This is a genomic window from Cupriavidus pampae (assembly GCF_914271485.1).
In the GTDB taxonomy this organism is placed as follows: Bacteria; Pseudomonadota; Gammaproteobacteria; order Burkholderiales; family Burkholderiaceae; genus Cupriavidus; species Cupriavidus pampae.
In genome coordinates, this window is record NZ_CAJZAG010000009.1 from 17,618 (window position 1) to 35,601 (window position 17,984).

The following is a 17,984-nucleotide window of genomic DNA, read 5'->3' on the forward strand; positions in this document are numbered from 1 at the left end:
GGGAATCTCGCTTGAGTGTGGAGAAATAAGGCAGATGGCCGAGGGCTTCCGCTTCGAGTCCATGCTATGTTTCCCAATAAACTCACACAAACGAGTTTATTTCCCAATATCTGTCAGGAAAAATCACAGTGCCGCATAAGTTACCGCCGTTGAATGCCTTGCGCATCTTCGAGGTCGCTGTCCGCGCAGGCAGCTATTCCGCCGCTGCGCGCGAGTTGCATCTCACGCATGGCGCGGTCAGCCGGCAGATCGAAATTCTGGAGCAATCGCTAGGGCAACCGCTGTTTATCCGGCAGGGGCAACGCATGGTTCCAACCGTTCATGCGCAGGCGTTCGGCCGCGAGATCAGCGAAGCTTTCGATCACATCAGCGCTGCGTCGGAGCGCTATGGGCGCATTGCGTCGCGCAAGGTGGTGCGCGTCAACGCGCCGGCCACCTTTGCGATGCGCTGGCTGATTCCCCGCCTCGACGATTTTCGGCAGCGGCAACCTGACGTGGATGTGCGGGTATCGACGGCATTCAGCAATGAGGCGGGATTTCCGGGGACTTTCGATGTTGCGATCCGGCGCACGCTGGAGCGTGGTGAACAGTTCGAATGTGTGCCGGTTTTTACCGAGTACCAGACCGTCATCGTCAGCCCCGCGTTGCTTGCTCAGGCGCCCGTGCGCGACGTTTCGGACCTGGCTGACGCGATGCTGCTATACACCGAGACTCGCCCCGGTAGTTGGGAGTCATGGCTGCAACAGGCGGGCCATGCATCGATGCGGCCGGTGCGCACGCTGCGCTTCGATCATTTTTTTGTCACGCTGCAAGCCGTCGTAGACAGTATGGGCTTTGCCATCGGGACGTTCCCCACGCTTGCCGCGGATTTGGTCGCCGGACGAATTGCCACGCCGTTTGGCGACACCCGGGCAGCCGGAAATACCTATCACGCGCTGGTGCCTCGGGATGCGGACAAGCCGCTGCACCTGCGCGCGTTCGTGGAATGGCTTGCCATGCAAGGCAAGGACGAGAATCCCGGCTGAGGAAAACCTGTGAGGCTTGAGTGTGCCGCACCTCTATCAGGCCTTCGTCACAGCCGCATCATGGCTTCGCATCCGATTTTTTCGGAAAGAGAATCTGTTCCTTGATGACGCTGCCTGGCGTCACGCCCTGACCCCACGGTACCTCCCAGCGGGGGCTGTCCGACGCGCCAAGCAGCGATCTCAACTCTTGCATCTTCGCCGGCATGACGGGAGCCAGAAGGTTGGATACGGCATAGAGTCCTTCGAGCAAGGTATAGAGAACCGTGTCGAGCCGTCCCGCCAAGCTGGGGGACTTTGCCAGTGTCCATGGGGCACTACGCGCCGCGTAAGCGTTAAGGTGTTTCACCAGGGACATCACGTGCTTCACAGCGTCGCCGATCTTCATCTCATCGACCAGACTCAACACGAGATCAGGTAGCTCGCCAGCTCGCGCGATAATCTCGTGCTCGGCAGCGTCATAGGCTTGTGCCGCCGGCACCAGGCCATCGCGATACTTTGTCACCATGGCCAACGTACGGGCTGCGAGATTCCCCAGATCGTCGGCCAAGTTGTGGTTCAACCGTTGTTCGATGACCGCATTGCTGATGATGCCATCGAGCCCGAAACTGACCTCGCTGACCAGCGTATAGCGCAATGCATCGACGCCATAGATCTCGGCTGCCTCGAGAGGATCGACGCCATTGCCCAAGGACTTGCTCATCTTGCGGCCATCGGCGCCGAGCAGGTGTCCCGACACGTGCAGACGCTGGTAGGGCTCGATGCCTAACGCATGGGTCATGCTCAGCCAGAAAAGGGTGTGTGTGCGGAGGATGTCTTTGCCGATCACATGCCGCGTGGAGGGCCAATACTCGGTGAACGTCTGCTGATCGGGATAGCCGAGCGGCGACACGTAGCTGAGAAGGGCGTCGAACCACACGTACGTGACGTGTTTATCGTCCCACGGAATTGGGATGCCCCAATCGAGACGCTCGATCGGGCGGGAGATACTCAGGTCGCCAATCGGCTCCTCCAGCAGCTTGAGTATCTCGTTGCGGTAATGCGGTGGGTGGATCAGGTCTGGACTGCCCTCCAGCAGGTTCCTCATCCATTCACGGTGGGCCTCCATGCGGAAGAAGTAATTCGGCTCGCGCCGCGGTACCGGCGGGTCCTTGTCTTCGGGAAGTTTTCCGTCTACCAGTTCCTTGTCGGTGACAAAGCGCTCCTGACCCACCGAGTAGAGGCCTTCGTACTCCGCAAGATAGATGTCCCCGGCCTGATAAAGCTTGGTCAGACAGTCGGACACGACGCGCGCATGCGCGGGCGAGCTCGTGCGAACGAATTGGTCCGGTTCCACCGCCAGACGTCGCCACGCATCTTCGAACGTGCGTGCATGCCGCGCTGCAAACGCGGCGGGGGGCTCGTTGGCCAGCATGGCAGCCTTGGCAATTTTCTCGCCGTGTTCATCGGCGCCAGTGAGGAGGATGACGTCGTCTCCGGCAGCACGACGATAGCGAGCCATGATGTCCGCGTGAATGCTCGCATAAGCATGGCCGAGGTGGGGGCGGTCGTTCACATAGTAGATTGGCGTCGTGATGTATCGGTGGGGCATATCCTCAGCTCCAATAAAAAAGGGACGCCCGCGGCGTCCCTTTTTCTGAAAAACAAAAGCTCTAGCGCCTGGGAGGAGGTCCTTCCAAGGGCATACGCATCGAGCGAAGAGCTTTGTCAGTTCTAACCAGCATTGAATTCAAATCCAGCCAAGAATCGCGGAAGCGATAGGTGGTTTATCGTGCCAGCTAACTTTGTACTTGTCCAGCGTGGCGGCGGCCTAGGCAACCGGCGGCGTCCCTCGCATAGCCCCCGGGGTACCTACTCTTTGACCGCGCCGGTCATCCCGGACACGTAGTACTCCACAAAAAACGAATACACCACCGCCACCGGCAGCGAGCCGAGCAGCGCGCCGGCCATCAGTGCGCCCCAGTGATAGACGTCACCCTCGACCAGTTCCGTGACGATGCCGACCGGTACGGTCTTCACCTCCGATGACGAGATGAAGGTCAGCGCATAGATAAATTCATTCCATGACAGGGTGAACGCAAAAATGCCTGCCGAGATCAGGCCCGGCACTGCCAGCGGAAGGATGATCTTGATCAGAATCTCCCAACGGGTGGCACCGTCGATAAGCGCGCATTCCTCGAGCTCGTAGGGAATTGACCGGAAATAGCCCATCAGCAGCCACGTGCAGAACGGGATCAAGAACGTCGGGTAGGTCAGGATCAGCGCCCAGCGGGTATCGAACAACCCCAGCTGAAACACGATAGAGGCTAGCGGGATGAACAGGATGGACGGTGGAATCAGATAGGCAAGGAAGATCGCGAGTCCCACCTGTTTCGCGCCCTGAAAGCGCAGGCGCTCGATCGAATAGGCTGCCAGCACGCTGGCGGCGAGGGAGGCGAACGTGGACACCGTAGAAATGATTACGGTATTCAGCAGCCAGGCTGGGTATGGCGTGTCGAACAGCAGCTTCTTGAAGTGGGCCAATGTCGGCTTGATCACGATCAGTGGGTTCGCGCTTTGCATCAACAGCTCGCCGTCGGGCTTGAACGCCGTAATGGCCATCCAGTAGAACGGGAACAGCAATACGAAGAGGAAGATGCCGATGGGGATATAAAGCGTGACCCAGCGCCGCGGAATGGACTGTAGATACTCCATCCCCGCCTGTTCGTTTTCGATGGCCGTCGCTTTCACTTGTCACCCCCTTGTTGCCAGGCGCGTCGCTGCAGTCCGAAGTATGAAAACATGATGGCCGCGAGCAGGAACGGCACCATCATCGTGGCCAGTGCCGCGCCTTCACCGAGGGAGCCGCCCGGAATCGCCCGCTGAAAGGATAGCGTCGCCATCAGGTGCGTGGCATTGAGCGGACCACCACGCGTGAGCACATAGATCAGTTGAAAGTCGGTGAAGGTGAACAGCACCGAAAAGGTCATCACCACGGCGATGATTGGCGTAAGTAATGGTAGGGTGATATAGCGGAATTGCTGCCATGGCGTGACCCCATCGATCGACGCGGCCTCGTACAGCGAAGGGGAAATCGTCTGCAGGCCCGCCAGCAGCGAGATGGCGACGAATGGAATGCCGCGCCAGACGTTGGCGGCGATCGTCGAGAATCTGGCCAGCCATGGGTCTCCGAGAAAGTCGATATAGCGGTCAATGAGCCCCAGCCTGACCAGCGTCCAGCTGATCACGGAAAACTGTGCGTCATAGATCCACCAGAAGGCCAGCGCCGACAGCGCCGTCGGCACGATCCACGGCAACAGCACCACCGCGCGAAAAAACGATTTGAATGGCAGGTTTCGATTGAGCAGCAGCGCGAGCCACAGACCGAGCGCGAACTTCAGCACACTGGCAATCAGCGTATAGAAGACGGTGTTGAACAGCGCAAGCTGTGAGATCGAATCGCTGGCAAGGTAGCTGTAGTTTTCGATGCCGATCCACTCGCCGGCGCGGCCGATCTTGGCATCCGTAAAGCCCAGCCACACGCCGAGTCCGAGCGGGTAAGTGAGGAACACCAGCAGCAACAGCGCGGTGGGCAACATGAACAGCAGCCCCAGCGCATGACGGTTGTTTGACAGGCGGGACAGCATGGCTCTCCTTTGGCTGCCGCTGCGACGCGCAGTGCGTCGCAGCGGGTTCCTCCATGACGCGCGTACGGGCTAAGCCTTGTAGTAGCGCGCGGCACGCTGCGCCGCGCGTGCCGCGGCTTCCTTCGGCGTCCTTGAGCCGCTGGCCGCCTCCGCCACCATATCGAGCACGATATAGTCGGCCATCGACGCCGCCGACGCGGTGCCTAGCGGGCCAGCATGCCCGTTGTCGAGCATCAGCGATGCCGCGTCGCGGTAGACCGTGTGCTTGGGATCAGAGGTCCAGATCGGATTCGATTCGTAGGCCTTGAGCGGCTGGCTCACATATCCGATAGCGGCCTCCATCCACGGGTTGTATTGTTCAGGCTCCATCATGAATTGCAGATAGGCCTTGGCGGCGTTCGGGTACTTGCAGTATTTGAACACCATCATCTGGGTGATCTGCATCAACTCGGTCGACTTGCCGCTGGACCCGACCGGAAAATGAGCGTGCTGGATATCACGCGCCATCTCCTGCAACTTCGGCTCCTTCGAATTCTTGGCCGCGTAGTAGACCGAGATGCCGTTGGCGGTCAGGCTGATCTGACCGTCGAGGAAGGCCTTGTTGTTCGACGGGTCCTGCCAGGACAGCGTGCCTGGTACGAACGTCGCGTATAGCTGTTTGGCGTACTCGAGCGCGGCCCAGGTCTCGGGCGAATTGACCACGACCTTGCCCTTGCCGTCGACGAGCATGCCGCCGTGCGACCAAAGAAGCCAGTGCGCCCAGTTGTTGCCATCACCGACGGCTTTGCCGAGTGCGAAGCCGCACGGCGTGCCTTTGGCTTTCAGCGCCTGGCATAGCTTCAGGAAGCCGGCGGTGTCCTTGGGAATCGCCTCGAAGCCCGCGGCCTTTACGTGGCTCTCGCGATAGACCAACGCGTTCCCCACCACGCCGAGCGGCAGCGCGATCCACTTGCCGCTGTGCATGCCGTATTTCCTGCACACGTCGTACCAGCCGCCATGCTTGCCGCCGAGATAGGTTGCCACGTCGCTGACATCGACGAGCTTGTCGGGATATTGCTGTGGATCATCGAACCATCCCAGCACGATATCTGGACCGGTGCCTACGCTGGCGGCCACTGCTGCCTTGGGGCGCACGTCTTCCCAGCCTTCGTTGTCGACGCGTACCTCCACGCCGGTCTGTTCGGTGAATTTCTTCGTATTCGCCATCCACAGATCTTCGTCGCCCTGCACAAACCGCTTCCAGCGCAGGATGCGTAGCTTGGCGTCCGCTTCGGGCTTGTACTGCAATGCGGTGGCGGCTTGCGCGTGGCCGCCCAGTGTCGCGGTGGCCGCCAGCGCCGCGGTGGATACGATGAAGTCGCGCCTTGAGAAGTTACCGGAATTGTTCATTGCTCTTGTCTCCTCTATGTTGACGGGTCATTGTCGAGGCAGCGCCTGTCCCGTCTCCGCATCGAAAAGATGCGTGTGCTTGTGGTCAGGCACCAGATGCAGCGCCTGGCCCGCTTCAAAATCGTGTCGCTCGCGGAACATCGCGATGAGTTCGGTTTCACCAAAGCGCGAATACACCTCGGTATTGGCGCCGGTGGGCTCCACCACTGCGACGCTGGCCGGAATGCCATCGCCCGGCGCGCCACAGCTCAGATGCTCGGGCCGCACGCCATAGATCACCCGCTGGTCGTCAGCGCCGGCACTCGCTGCGAGCCGCGCCGGTGATGGCACCTGCGTGCCGTCGGCGAACTCCACCTTCACCGTGCCGTTCTGGCGGCGTAATACGCCGGGGATGAAGTTCATCGCCGGCGAACCGATAAATCCCGCCACGAACAGATTGTCGGGATGGTCATAGACGGCCAGTGGCCGCCCGCGCTGTTCCACGCGGCCGTCGCGCATCACCACGATCTGGTCCGCGAGGGTCATCGCTTCAATCTGGTCGTGCGTGACATAGACCGATGTGGTGCGCAGCCGCTGGTGCAATTCCTTGATCTCGGCGCGCATCTGCACGCGCAGCTTGGCATCGAGGTTCGACAGCGGCTCGTCGAACAGGAACACCTGCGGATCGCGCACGATCGCGCGTCCCATCGCTACACGCTGGCGTTGGCCGCCGGAGAGCTGGCGCGGATAGCGGTCTAGCAACTGGCCAAGTCCAAGAATGCCGGAGGCCTTGTCCACCTTCTGCTTGATCGTGTCCCTGGGCATGCCGGCCAGCTTCAGCGAGAACGCCATGTTGTCGTAGACGGACATATGCGGGTACAGCGCATAGTTCTGGAACACCATCGCGATGTCGCGCTCCTTTGGCGGGAGGCGGTTGACCACGCGGTTGCCAATGGCGATCTCCCCTGCGGTGATTTCCTCGAGCCCTGCCAGCATGCGGAGCAGCGTGGACTTGCCGCACCCGGATGGGCCCACCAGCACCGTGAACTGTCCGTCCGGAATATCGATGCTCACCCCGCGAATGACCAGCGTGCCGCCGAAGTTCTTCTTCACCTCCCGAATCTGTACCGATGCCATGCGCTCCGCCTCCTTTGTCTCGCGTGGTCTCGCTCTTCTGGACTGGCTAATGATTGTCTTTGGGTACGCCGGCGCCGCTCTTGCCGACCAGGAAGTCCAGGTCGGCGCCTCGGTTGGCCTGCTGCACGTGGTCGAAGTAAAGCCGCGTCCAACCGCGCTCCATCGGCGCCTGCGGCGGTTGCCACGCGGCGCGCCGCCGCGCCAGCTCGTCGTCGCTCACGTGCAGATGGAGCTTGCGAGCTTCGACGTCGAGTTCCACGAGGTCGCCGTCCTCCACCAGCGCCAGCGGCCCACCGGCGGCGGCTTCCGGAGCCACGTGAAGCACCACGGTGCCGTACGCGGTGCCGCTCATGCGCGCGTCGGAGATGCGTACCATGTCGGTAATGCCATTGCGCAGCAGCTTGGGCGGCAGCGGCATGTTGCCGGCCTCGGCCATGCCCGGATAGCCCCGAGGGCCGCAGTTCTTCAGGACCAGCACACAGTGTTCGTCGACGTCGAGCGTTTCGTCGTCGAGCCGCTCATGCATGTGGTCGCTGTTCTCGAACACCACGGCGCGTCCGGTATGCCTGAGCAAGGCGGGCGTTGCGGCCGAAGGCTTGATCACAGCCCCGTCCGGGCAAAGGTTGCCGCGCAGCACGGCAATTCCCGCGTGGGGCTTGAAGGGCGTATCGAAGGCATGGATGACTTCACGGTTCCAGTTCGGCGCGTCCTTGCAGTTTTCCCACAGCGTCCGGCCATTGACCGTCGGCGCATCGCGCGCGAGCAGCGGCCCCATTTCACGGATCACCGCAGGCAGGCCACCCGCATAGTAGAAGTCTTCCATCAGGTGTCGGCCCGACGGCTGAAGATCCAGCAGGCAGGGCAGGGCATGGCCGAGGTGGTCCCAGTCATCGAGGTTCAGCTCCACACCGATGCGCCCGGCGATCGCCAGCAGATGAATGACCGCGTTGGTCGAGCCGCCGATCGCTGCATTGACTTTGATCGCATTCTCGAATGCGGCGCGGGTCAGGATCTTCGACATGACGAGGTTGTCCTTGACCATCTCTACGATGCGTCGTCCCGACGCCCGCGCGAGAATATTGCGGCGCCCGTCTACGGCCGGAATCGCCGCATTGCCTGGCAGGCTCATGCCGAGCGATTCGACCATGCAGGCCATCGTGGAAGCAGTCCCCATGGTCATGCAATGGCCGTGAGACCGGTGCATGCAGCTCTCGGCGTCAAAGAAGTCCTCCTGCGACATGTGTCCCGCGCGGACCTCTTCCGACATCTTCCACACGTCAGTACCGGAGCCCAGTTCCTGCCCGCGGAATTTGCCGCTGAGCATGGGGCCGCCCGAGACACCAATCGTTGGCAGGTCGCATGATGCGGCGCCCATCATCAGCGCCGGCGTGGTCTTGTCGCAGCCCATCAGCAGCACCACGCCGTCGATGGGGTTCCCGCGAATCGATTCCTCGACGTCCATGCTGGCCAGGTTGCGGAACAGCATGGCGGTGGGGCGGAGCAAGGTTTCGCCTAAGGACATCACCGGGAATTCGAGCGGAAATCCGCCGGCCTCCCACACGCCGGTCTTGACCTGTTGAGCGAGCTCCCGGAAATGGGAATTGCAGGGCGTCAGCTCGGAATAGGTATTGCAGATGCCAATAACGGGTCGGCCATCGAACTGGTCATGAGGAATGCCGCGATTCTTCAGCCACGAACGATAGATGAATCCGTCTCGGTCTAACCGACCAAACCAGGCCTGGCTGCGTAGCGCTGGCCAGCTCCGCTTGTCGTCGTTGTCCACTCGGGCCTCCTGCGTTCTGCTTCTTATGGGATGCAGATCCGGATACCCGCGACCACACCGCTGCGCCGCACGCATGCCGAGTCCAAGGCAGTCTAGGTCACGAATTGGTATTACCAATAATGAGTAGTAACCCGTAGTTGCCTCGTTTACTGGCGGCGCGGGCAGTTCATCGACTAGCGCTAAGCCAAAGCACCCCAATGATTTGTCACCCGCATCAGCGAAGCATGTGGCCCCATTTCGCCGAGCTCGGCGGATAGATGTTCAGCCGCAGCGCGCACCGGTGCAGCCAGGTCGCGCAGGCGTGTCATCTTTAGTCGGGTGTCGGGCCCCGATATGCCGATTGCGGCGATGACCGCGCCGGTGCCGTCGAAGATTGGCGCGGCAAGGCCGTTCACGCCCGGGCGCCATTCCCCGCGGTTGATCGCGTAGCCGGCGCGACGCACGCGCTGCATTTCGTGCAGGAAAGCTTCGGGCTCGGTGATCGTGCGCGTCGTGGCGGCACTCAGGTCGTTCGCGATCTCCGCCAGCCATTGCGGATTGCGGAATGCCAGCATCGCCTTACCCGTGGCGACGCAATGTGCCTGCGAGCGGCCGCCGATCTGACTATAGGCACGAATCGGATTGGGGCACTCCACCTTGTGGACGTAGACGACCTCGCGTCCGTCGAGTACCGAAAGGTGGACGGACTCACCCGTGGACTGCATCAGCGCCTCCATCACTGTATCGGCGTGACGTCGCAGATCAAAACTCCATAGCGCCGCGGACCCCAGTTCCCACAGTTTGATGGACACCGTGTAACTCGCTGGCGGCACGCGTACGACGTAACGCTCGTCCACCAACGCCTGCAGCAATCGGTGGGCGCCACTCTTCGGCATGCCCGCAATGACGGCAAGCTCGCTCACGCCGATGGGCTTGCCATGTCGCGCCATGATGTCGAGTAGGTGAAGACCCTTGATCAGCGTGTTGTTCATGGCTGTGAGCATTGAACACCCGGCAAGGCCCGGGCAACCGTTCCAAATTGTAGAACACCCACGTCAAAATAAGGAACGGCTCTAGACTCGGTTGCAACGGCGTACCCCTCACGTCTCACACACGGACGACGAAGACACCACACCATGACCGACATCCGAACCGAAGACCTGCCCCTGCGTGGCATCCGCGTGCTGGAGTTCTGCTCCGTGGCAGCGGGCCCGTTCAGCGCGATGCTGCTGGCCGACATGGGCGCCGACGTGATCAAGATCGAACCGCCCGGTGGCGACGCATTGCGTAGCTGGCCGCCCATCACGGCCGGCTTCAGTGAGAACTTCGCCTCGCTCAATCGAAACAAGCGTTCGGTGGTGCTCGACCTCAAGAACAAGGACGATCTCGACGCCGCGTTGTCGCTGTGTGCACAGGCCGATGTGTTGATTGAAAACAATCGCCCTGGCGTGATGGAACGGCTCGGGCTTGGCTACAAGCAATTGAGCGCGTTGCGACCGCAACTCGTGTACTGCTCGATCTCCGCCTTCGGCCAGAGTGGTCCCCGTGCGGCAGAAGGAGGGTTCGACCTGACCATCCAGGCGGCCGCCGGCGTCATGAGCGTGACTGGCGACTCCGACGCGCCCGTCAAATGCGGCGTGCCGGTTTCCGATTTTGCGTCGGGCCTGTACGGAGCGTTCTCCATTGCCAGCGCATTGCTTCAGGCGCGTGCCCGCGGCCGCGGCATGCACCTCGATGTGCCGATGTTCGGCTGCACGCTTGCCATCGGCGCGCTGCAGACCAGCGAGTATTTCGGCACGGGTCGCAGCCCCGGTAAGCTCGGTTCCGCCCATCCGCGTAATGCGCCGTACCAGGCTTATCGCGCCGCGGACGGTTACTTTGCCATCGCCGCCGGCAATGACAGCCTGTGGCGTGCCGTGCTGCGCGCGGTACAGATGGAGCCGTTTGCCGATGATCCGCGCTTTCTCACGCCAACGTTGCGCGCTCGCCATCAGGTCGAATTGAAGGAGCTTCTCGAAGACGTCTTCGTGCACAAGGACGTCGCGCACTGGATCGATGTGTTCCGTGACGCTGGCGTGCCGCATTCTCGCATCAACGACTATGCGCACGCGTTGGAAGACCCGCAGGTCGATCACATGCGCTGGGTACGCGACCTCGAGTTGCCCGGCGGCACCCGCACGCGCACCTTTGCATCGCCGGTCCGCATCGACGGCAAATCGATTCCGCTACGCACGGCACCGCCATCGCTCGGCGAGCATTCCTCGTCTGCACGCGCATCCTTCGACAACACTGGCACTGATAAACAGGGGTAAACGATGACCTTGGCATCCGCATTGGACAATCAAGCGCTGGCGCGCTTTATCGGCAAGATGGACCAGATCGTGGCGGACGCCCGACAGCCGGAGGAAGAAACGCTCGCGCGCACCGGCGCGGCCTTGCGCGAACTGGTGAGCAGGGACGACTGGCTCGATCCACAGTTCGCCGTGCCGCATCCGCAGTATTACCGCCAGTACCTGCTGCACGCCGATCCGCAAGGTCGCTACAGCGTGGTGAGCTTTGTGTGGGGTCCGGGCCAGAAGACCCCGATCCACGATCATTGCACGTGGGGCGCGATCGGTATGCTGCGCGGCGCGGAAGTCGGGCAGGCCTATACGCCCGGCGATCGCATGGTCGAGAGCGGCGAATCCGAGCGGCTGGAGCCGGGCGACGTGGCGTTCGTCTCGCCCTCGATCGGCGACATCCACGTCGTCCGCAATGCGTACGACGACCGCGTGTCGATCAGCATCCATGTCTATGGCACGGACATCGGCAAGCAGTCTCGGCATGTGTTCGACGCCGACACGGGCGCCGCGAAGAGCTTTATTTCCGGCTACGCCAACGTGGAAACCGCGCCGACATGAACGCATCACTCGTGCTGCAGCGTTGGGATGGTGACCTGTGCCATCTGACCTTGAATCAGCCCGAACAGGGCAATGCGTTGTCCCGCGCGCTGGTTGACGCGCTCGAGGCCGCGCTCGACAACTGCACGCAGCGAGGCGCCACTGCAGTGGTGATCGAGGGAGCAGGGCGGCATTTCTGCACGGGATTCGATCTATCGGGTCTCGAAGACGAAACCGACGACAGCCTGCTTGCGCGCTTCACACGCATTGAACTGATGCTGCAGCGCATCGTTCGCGCACCGTTCCACACGATGGCCGTGGCGCAGGGACGTGTGATGGGCGCCGGTGCGGATCTGTTTGCGGCTTGCACGCGCAGAGTGGCATTGCCCGGTGCGAGCTTCGCGTTTCCCGGCGCCCGAGGCTTCGGTCTCGTGCTCGGCAGCCGCAGGCTGGCTGCGTGTGTGGGCGTGCAGCGCGCGCGCCGCTGGATCGAAAGCGGTTGCACGATCTCGGACACCGAGGCCCTCGCATCCGGGCTGGTTACGGATTGCGTGGCGAACACTGGCGCGATCCCGCCGATCGCGGGGGATCAAACGCCTGACACATTGCTCGCGCGTGCAATCCTTGGCAATGCCGAACTCGACGATGCACGCGATCTTGCCGCGCTGGTGCGCTCGGCAGCGGTAACCGGCCTGCGGCAGCGAGTGGCGGATTACGTGGAGAGACAGAGGCAGGTGCGCAAGACATCAGGCTGAAGAGGCCTTGGACCGAAACTCACGGGCGCTAACGGACAGAGATCCGAACGCGTACCGGTTGGAGGAGATACGATGTACCCCATCATCAAGCGCAGCGCCCATGTTGTCATGCTCGCCGCGGCAAGCATGGTTGCCGCCAACGCCATCGCACAGGGCGACGGCGCCTTTCCGTCGAAGCCGATCCACCTCGTCGTGGGCTATGCGCCCGGTGGCGGCACCGACATCATGGCGCGGCTGATCGGCCAGCGTATCGGCACGGAGTTGGGCCAGCCCGTGGTCGTCGAAAACAAGCCCGGTGCTGGCCAGAACATCGCAGCGAGCTATGTCGCGCGGTCGCCGGCCGACGGCTACACGCTGTTCCTGAGCTCCAACGCGCTCGCCGTGAACATCAGCCTGTATAGCAAGCTCGATTACGACCCGATCAAGAGTTTCGCGCCGATCGCGGTGTTCGGCCAGAGCCCGAATCTCATGGTGGTACCGGCATCGCTGAACGTGAAGTCGGTTAGCGAGTTTGTCGCCTATGCGAAGTCGCACGAAGCGGCGGGCGTGAATTTCTCGTCGTCGGGCGCGGGCAGTTCCCAGCATCTCGGCGGCGAGCTGTTCCGGCAGCAAACCGGCATCAAGGCGAGCCATGTGCCATACAAAGGGTCGGCGCCGTCGATCGTCGCCATTCTCAGCGGCGAAGTGCAATACACGTTTATCAACATTCCGTCGGTGACGGCCGTGAAGTCGAACAATCGCATGCGCGTGCTGGCCATTACGAGCACCAAGCGCTCGCCGGTGATGCCCGACGTGCCGACGATGATCGAGGCCGGCATGCCGAATATGACGATGGCCGCCTGGTATGGCGTACTGGCGCCCGCAGGTACGCCGGCATCTATCGTCAATCGCCTGAATGCGGCGATCAACAAGGCCGTGACCGATCCCGCATTCCGCGAGCGCATGCAGACCGAAGGCGCCGAAACGATGGCGGAATCGCCGGAATACTTCCAGCGATTCCTGGCCAACGACATCGCGCGCTGGCGCGACGTCGTCAAGGCCGGAAACGTAAAAGCCGATTGAACGGGCGCATGACCGCCCACTCCACTTTCTTGCAGGCCCGCTTGCTTCCCTGACCCTCTCTCATCCAACAGGAGAACCGTATGTCCATGTTCATGAACTGGTCCGATCTGCTCAACACGTTGAAGCGCTCGTACAACCGCCTCGGCAATACGAACCCGAAGATGCTCGAAGCTTATCGCAATCTGGCAGCAGCACAGGGCTCGAACGGTGCGCTCGATGCCAAGACGCGCGAACTGATCGCGCTGGCCGTGGCGGTAACGACGCGCTGCGATGGCTGCATCTCGTCGCATGCGGCGGCGGCGGTCAAGGCGGGTGCGACCGACGCGGAAGTCAGCGATGCGCTCGGCACCGCGATCGCACTGAACGCCGGCGCGGCTTACGTCTACTCGCTGCGCGCGATGGAGGCCGTCGGCCAGCTTCGCGAAGCGGCCTGACCGCGGATACGGATTCGATATCGATAAGGAGGAGACACCATGGGAGCGTATGTCATCGACAGCGCGCTGTTCCGTGACCAGTTCAGTACGGCACAGATGCGCGAGATATTCAGCGACGAGCAGACCGTACAGCGATGGCTCGACGTGGAGGCCGCTTTGGCGAAAGTCCAGGCGCGCCTGGGCATCATCCCGCAGGCTGCGGCCGATGAGATTTGCGCCAAGGCGCGCGCGGAACTGATCGACCTGCCCGACTTGAAGCGCGAGATGGACCGCACCAGCCACCCCATCGTGCCGCTGCTGCGCGCGATGAAGAAGGTGTGCTCCGGCGATGCCGCCGAGTACATCCACTGGGGGGCGACGACGCAGGACATTATCGACACGGGCACCATGCTGCAGGTGCGCGATGCGCTGGATATCATCGGCAAGCGCTATGCCGAGATGGAAGGGCACCTCGTGAAGCTGGCGGCAACGCATCGGGACCTCACCATGGTGGCGCGCAGCCATGGGCAGCAGGCGTTGCCGATCACGTTCGGGTTCAAGGTGGCGGTCTGGGTGGAGGAGATCCGTCGCAATCGTGAGCGCTTCGATGCCATGAAGGCGCGCGTGCTCGTGGGGCAGTTCTCGGGCGCCGTCGGTACGCTGGCGGCGTTGGGCGACAAGGGCATTGCCGTGCAGGAGGCGCTGTTCGAAGAACTCGGCCTGGGCTGTCCGCGCATTCATTGGCACGTGTCACGCGACAGCATCGCCGAGCTCGCATGTGTGCTCGCGATCTGCACGGGCACCATCGGCAAGATCGCCCACGAGGTGTACAGCCTGCAAAAGACCGAAACGGCCGAGCTGGAAGAGCCGTTCGCGATGGGCAAGGTCGGCAGCAGCACGATGCCGCACAAGCGTAACCCGCCGACTTGCGAGACCGTGGTGGCGTTGGCGCGCCTCGTGCGTAACACCGCGCCGATGGCGCTCGAGTCGATCATGGCCGAGCATGAGCGCGACAAGATCGTATTGCAGACGGAACGCGAGTTCATCTCGCGGCTCTGCTGCATGTGCGATGCGGCAGCCCTGAAAATGAACTACGTCTGCGCCAACCTGACGGTCCGTCCGGCCAATATGGAGCGGAACCTGTTTATCCAGCGCGGGCTGCTGATGTCGGAAGCGGTCATGATGGGCCTGAGCGACCGGCTCGGCCGCCAGGAGGCGCACGAGATCGTCTACGAGGTCTGCATGGATGTGTTCGAGCGCGGCGGAGATTTCCGTGAGGCGCTGCTAGCCAATCCGAAGGTAGCGGCAGGTATCGATGCCGAGACCATCGACCGCATGCTCGAGCCGCATGGCTACACCGGGATGGCCGGGCTATTCGTGGATCGCGTGGTCGGGAAGGTTGGGGCCGAGTAAAGACTGAGGGGTCAAAAGCTAAAGCGGGTGCGCGAAGATTGTTCGCGCACCCGCTTTTTCCTTGGCGAGATTGTCGTGCAACTAAACCGGTGCGAGGCAGGGGGAGAAGCAGGCCGTGACATCGTCAAGCGCGTCGCACGCCAGCACTGTGCCAATAAGCGCTTCGGCGCGATCGCTGCCCAGCACGGGCGTCAGAAGCGAACGCGCCTTGCTGGCGATGCGGACCTCCTGTCGTGCGAGATCGGTCTTGGCGCGGCTGGCATCAGAATGGCTCGCATATGTACCGCCGTGGGCCAACGTCACCTCTGCGCGCGCGTTGGCACGTGGCATCGCGGCCTCGGCACGCACGACGATGCGGCGGCGTAGCGCGGCGAGCGCGGGGTCATCGAGGGCTGTAGTAAAGCTCCCGGCGTCCACCGTGCTGCGGCCCAACAATGCCAGCGCTGCCATATGAGCCACGCTGAATTTCGCTTCGGACGGCGTGCTCGGATTGGCAATGCAGCAGACATCGAGATATTGCGCTTCGACCGTAATCTCGACCGTGCGGATCTCGTCGGAACTGAACGCGTGATCCTGACGAAGCTGCAGGCAGGCCTCGATGGGCGCCTGCGTGCCATAACAGGACGCGTGGTATTTGTAGACGATGCCATGCACGCGCGGCACCGATGCATCGTGCCAGACGCGGTCGGGTTCCCACTTGCCTGCATACAGCGACGCAAAACCCTGCTCGCGCTCGAGAATGTCCGGCACGGCCGTGAAACCACGCGCCGCCAGCCGGGCGGCACGCAGCCCGACCGCGGCGGCCTGGCCCGCATGCAATGGCTTGCCCATCGTACCGAACAGGGCGCGCATACCACCGGCCTGCGTGCAGGCGACGGCCACCGCATGAGCCGTCCGCTCGGTATCCAGCCGAAGCAGTGCTGCAACAGCGACGGTCGCGCCCAATGCGCCGAGCGTCGCTGTGTTGTGCCAGCCCAGCCGGTAATGATCCTCGCCCATCAATGACGCCACGCGGCTTTGGAACTCGACGCCGGCTGCGAACGCGGCAAGCGCCTCGCGGCCGCTGCATTTGCCTGAGCGCTGGCCAGATTCCGCCTGCGCGAGGATGGCGGGCCACAACGGCACCGAAGGGTGTACACGCGATTGCAGGTGCGCATCGTCGAAGTCGAGAACGTGCGAGGCGGTGCCATTGACCAGCGCGGCTTGCACAGCGCTGCCGCGCGAGCCGTCGAGCAGCGTTGCGCATGGCGTGGCGCCTTCTTCTTGGATTTCCGCCAGCAGGATCTGCACAGGAGGCTCCTGCCACGCAGCGCACGCAACGGCAAACCAGTCGAGCAGGCTATGCCGGCCGATGCGGAAAACGTCCCTAGCCACGTTAGCGGGGAGGGCATCGCCGTGCGCAAGGGCCAGAGCATGCGCCACCAGCTCGCGCGTAAGGCCGTGAGGCAGGGCGGGGGCGGGGCGGGGACTCATTTGACCTCCATCGTCTTGAGCAACGCGTCACTCACGCCGGCGCGATAGCGCGCAATATCGTCAACGATGTACTGGCGAAATTTGTCCATCGGCATATCGACTTCGCGAGCGCCATCCTGGCGGATGACACGGCCGACTTCTTCGTTGGCCAGGCCCTCGGAGACCGCGCGCGAGAGGCGCTGCACGATGGCGTCCGGCGTGCCCGCGGGCGCCACCAGGCCATACCATTGCGTCACAGTGACGTCGATACCGAGTTCGCGGAAGGTTGGCACGTCGGGAAACGCGGGGGTGCGTTGTTCGCCGGTCACCGCCAGCAGCTTCAACTTGCCGCCCTTGACCTGCCCCATGATCGGCGGCGCGGTCGCAAAGAACAGATCGATGTGACCGCCGAGCAGATCAGTGATAGCGGGGCCGGAGCCGCGGTATGGAATTGGTGCGATTTCGATGCCGGCCTTTGTCTTGACCATTTCCATGGTCACGTAGCCGACGCTGCCGGGCCCGGACGAGCCATAGCTGAGCTTGCTCGCTTTCGCGGCGCTCAGGGCCGCCTTGGCGGTTGTGTATCGGTCGGACGAAGCGAACAGCCCGTGCGGCGCCTGGACAAGCATGCCGATGGGTACGAAGTCCTCGGGCACGCGATAGGGCAGTTCCTTGCCACGTATCACGCGCGCCAGCGACATGTTGCTGCTCATCCCCATCAGCAGCGTATAGCCATCCGGCTTGCTGCGCGCCACCTGCTCGGCGGCCATCACGCCACCTGCGCCACCTTTGTTCTCGACGACGACAGGCTGGCCGAGCTTGCGCGACAGCTGGTCGGCAATCAACCGGCCATAGAGGTCACCGCCTCCGCCCGGTGGAAACCCCACCACGAGCTTGATCGGGCGATCCGGATAGTCGGCGTGGGCTAGCGTCGCCATCATCAGGCATAGCAGGCAGCCCAAACAACGCCATGCGCGGCGAAACGCGGCTTGCATCGATCTCATCATCGTCGTCTCCTCTGTATTGATCGTTCGGACCGTCGTAGCGGCCTGAAACAATTCTGGGCGAGGAGAACGGAATCACACGGATGTTCCG

At 62.5% G+C, this 17,984-nt stretch carries 16 protein-coding genes; 7 read left to right on the forward strand and 9 right to left on the reverse strand.

Annotated elements, in window-relative coordinates; genetic code table 11:
• Window positions 1-128: 128 nt before the first annotated feature.
• Complete coding sequence (locus tag LDO41_RS22260) at window positions 129-1,025, forward strand: LysR substrate-binding domain-containing protein (RefSeq protein WP_223992140.1); 897 nt, start codon at window positions 129-131, stop codon at window positions 1,023-1,025.
• 58 nt (window positions 1,026-1,083) lie between these two features.
• Here the strand turns inward: LDO41_RS22260 and LDO41_RS22265 are convergent, their stop codons facing one another.
• From LDO41_RS22265 to LDO41_RS22295, 7 genes are all read right to left on the reverse strand, one after another.
• Window positions 1,084-2,613: a class I tRNA ligase family protein gene (locus LDO41_RS22265; protein ID WP_223992148.1), complete on the reverse strand. Its 1,530-nt coding sequence runs from the start codon at window positions 2,611-2,613 to the stop codon at window positions 1,084-1,086.
• A 260-nt stretch (window positions 2,614-2,873) separates the two neighbouring features.
• Complete coding sequence (locus tag LDO41_RS22270; RefSeq protein ID WP_223992150.1) at window positions 2,874-3,716, reverse strand: carbohydrate ABC transporter permease; 843 nt, start codon at window positions 3,714-3,716, stop codon at window positions 2,874-2,876.
• Window positions 3,717-3,748: 32 nt separating this feature from the next.
• On the reverse strand, window positions 3,749-4,648 hold the full coding sequence (locus LDO41_RS22275; RefSeq protein WP_223992158.1) for a carbohydrate ABC transporter permease: 900 nt from the start codon (window positions 4,646-4,648) through the stop codon (window positions 3,749-3,751).
• A 69-nt stretch (window positions 4,649-4,717) separates the two neighbouring features.
• Entirely contained in the window at window positions 4,718-6,037 is a 1,320-nt protein-coding gene (locus LDO41_RS22280; protein ID WP_223992160.1) for an ABC transporter substrate-binding protein, read from the reverse strand.
• A 27-nt stretch (window positions 6,038-6,064) separates the two neighbouring features.
• On the reverse strand, window positions 6,065-7,153 hold the full coding sequence (locus LDO41_RS22285; RefSeq protein ID WP_223992163.1) for an ABC transporter ATP-binding protein: 1,089 nt from the start codon (window positions 7,151-7,153) through the stop codon (window positions 6,065-6,067).
• Window positions 7,154-7,199: 46 nt separating this feature from the next.
• Window positions 7,200-8,936 carry an IlvD/Edd family dehydratase gene (locus tag LDO41_RS22290; RefSeq protein WP_223992164.1) on the reverse strand — a complete coding sequence of 579 codons (1,737 nt, stop codon included), beginning with the start codon at window positions 8,934-8,936 and terminating at the stop codon, window positions 7,200-7,202.
• A gap of 179 nt (window positions 8,937-9,115) precedes the next feature.
• On the reverse strand, window positions 9,116-9,907 hold the full coding sequence (locus tag LDO41_RS22295) for an IclR family transcriptional regulator (protein ID WP_223992166.1): 792 nt from the start codon (window positions 9,905-9,907) through the stop codon (window positions 9,116-9,118).
• A 144-nt stretch (window positions 9,908-10,051) separates the two neighbouring features.
• Between LDO41_RS22295 and LDO41_RS22300 the strand changes: the two genes are divergently transcribed.
• The 6 genes from LDO41_RS22300 to purB all read left to right on the forward strand — a co-directional run bounded on the left by LDO41_RS22300 (window position 10,052) and on the right by purB (window position 15,437).
• On the forward strand, window positions 10,052-11,227 hold the full coding sequence (locus LDO41_RS22300; RefSeq protein ID WP_223992168.1) for a CaiB/BaiF CoA transferase family protein: 1,176 nt from the start codon (window positions 10,052-10,054) through the stop codon (window positions 11,225-11,227).
• A 3-nt stretch (window positions 11,228-11,230) separates the two neighbouring features.
• Window positions 11,231-11,815, forward strand: coding sequence for a cysteine dioxygenase family protein (locus LDO41_RS22305; RefSeq protein WP_223992170.1), 585 nt, complete (start codon window positions 11,231-11,233; stop codon window positions 11,813-11,815).
• On the forward strand, window positions 11,812-12,549 hold the full coding sequence (locus tag LDO41_RS22310) for an enoyl-CoA hydratase/isomerase family protein (RefSeq protein ID WP_223992171.1): 738 nt from the start codon (window positions 11,812-11,814) through the stop codon (window positions 12,547-12,549). The genes LDO41_RS22305 and LDO41_RS22310 overlap by 4 nt, the downstream gene beginning before the upstream one ends.
• Window positions 12,550-12,621: 72 nt before the next feature.
• A complete protein-coding gene (locus LDO41_RS22315) occupies window positions 12,622-13,611 on the forward strand; it encodes a tripartite tricarboxylate transporter substrate binding protein (RefSeq protein ID WP_223992172.1) in 990 nt (329 codons plus the stop codon).
• An 86-nt stretch (window positions 13,612-13,697) separates the two neighbouring features.
• Window positions 13,698-14,045, forward strand: coding sequence for a carboxymuconolactone decarboxylase family protein (locus LDO41_RS22320; protein ID WP_223992800.1), 348 nt, complete (start codon window positions 13,698-13,700; stop codon window positions 14,043-14,045).
• Window positions 14,046-14,084: 39 nt separating this feature from the next.
• Window positions 14,085-15,437, forward strand: a complete 1,353-nt coding sequence (gene purB / locus LDO41_RS22325; protein ID WP_223992173.1) for an adenylosuccinate lyase — start codon at window positions 14,085-14,087, stop codon at window positions 15,435-15,437.
• A gap of 81 nt (window positions 15,438-15,518) precedes the next feature.
• Here the strand turns inward: purB and LDO41_RS22330 are convergent, their stop codons facing one another.
• A complete protein-coding gene (locus tag LDO41_RS22330) occupies window positions 15,519-16,910 on the reverse strand; it encodes an MmgE/PrpD family protein (RefSeq protein WP_223992174.1) in 1,392 nt (463 codons plus the stop codon).
• Window positions 16,907-17,896 carry a Bug family tripartite tricarboxylate transporter substrate binding protein gene (locus LDO41_RS22335; protein ID WP_223992175.1) on the reverse strand — a complete coding sequence of 330 codons (990 nt, stop codon included), beginning with the start codon at window positions 17,894-17,896 and terminating at the stop codon, window positions 16,907-16,909. Before LDO41_RS22335 ends, LDO41_RS22330 begins: the two co-directional genes overlap by 4 nt.
• Between the last annotated feature and the right edge of the window lie 88 nt (window positions 17,897-17,984).

Bases quoted from the DNA above. Each gene is read 5' to 3' on its own strand.
- LDO41_RS22265 (WP_223992148.1), bottom strand. From the start codon at position 2,613: ATGCCCCACCGATACATCACGACGCCAATCTACTATGTGAACGACCGC.
- LDO41_RS22270 (WP_223992150.1), bottom strand. From the start codon at position 3,716: ATGGAGTATCTACAGTCCATTCCGCGGCGCTGGGTCACGCTTTATATC.
- LDO41_RS22275 (WP_223992158.1), bottom strand. From the start codon at position 4,648: ATGCTGTCCCGCCTGTCAAACAACCGTCATGCGCTGGGGCTGCTGTTC.
- LDO41_RS22280 (WP_223992160.1), bottom strand. From the start codon at position 6,037: ATGAACAATTCCGGTAACTTCTCAAGGCGCGACTTCATCGTATCCACC.
- LDO41_RS22285 (WP_223992163.1), bottom strand. From the start codon at position 7,153: ATGGCATCGGTACAGATTCGGGAGGTGAAGAAGAACTTCGGCGGCACG.
- LDO41_RS22295 (WP_223992166.1), bottom strand. From the start codon at position 9,907: ATGAACAACACGCTGATCAAGGGTCTTCACCTACTCGACATCATGGCG.
- LDO41_RS22300 (WP_223992168.1), top strand. From the start codon at position 10,052: ATGACCGACATCCGAACCGAAGACCTGCCCCTGCGTGGCATCCGCGTG.
- LDO41_RS22305 (WP_223992170.1), top strand. From the start codon at position 11,231: ATGACCTTGGCATCCGCATTGGACAATCAAGCGCTGGCGCGCTTTATC.
- LDO41_RS22310 (WP_223992171.1), top strand. From the start codon at position 11,812: ATGAACGCATCACTCGTGCTGCAGCGTTGGGATGGTGACCTGTGCCAT.
- LDO41_RS22315 (WP_223992172.1), top strand. From the start codon at position 12,622: ATGTACCCCATCATCAAGCGCAGCGCCCATGTTGTCATGCTCGCCGCG.
- LDO41_RS22320 (WP_223992800.1), top strand. From the start codon at position 13,698: ATGTTCATGAACTGGTCCGATCTGCTCAACACGTTGAAGCGCTCGTAC.
- purB (WP_223992173.1), top strand. From the start codon at position 14,085: ATGGGAGCGTATGTCATCGACAGCGCGCTGTTCCGTGACCAGTTCAGT.
- LDO41_RS22330 (WP_223992174.1), bottom strand. From the start codon at position 16,910: ATGAGTCCCCGCCCCGCCCCCGCCCTGCCTCACGGCCTTACGCGCGAG.
- LDO41_RS22335 (WP_223992175.1), bottom strand. From the start codon at position 17,896: ATGATGAGATCGATGCAAGCCGCGTTTCGCCGCGCATGGCGTTGTTTG.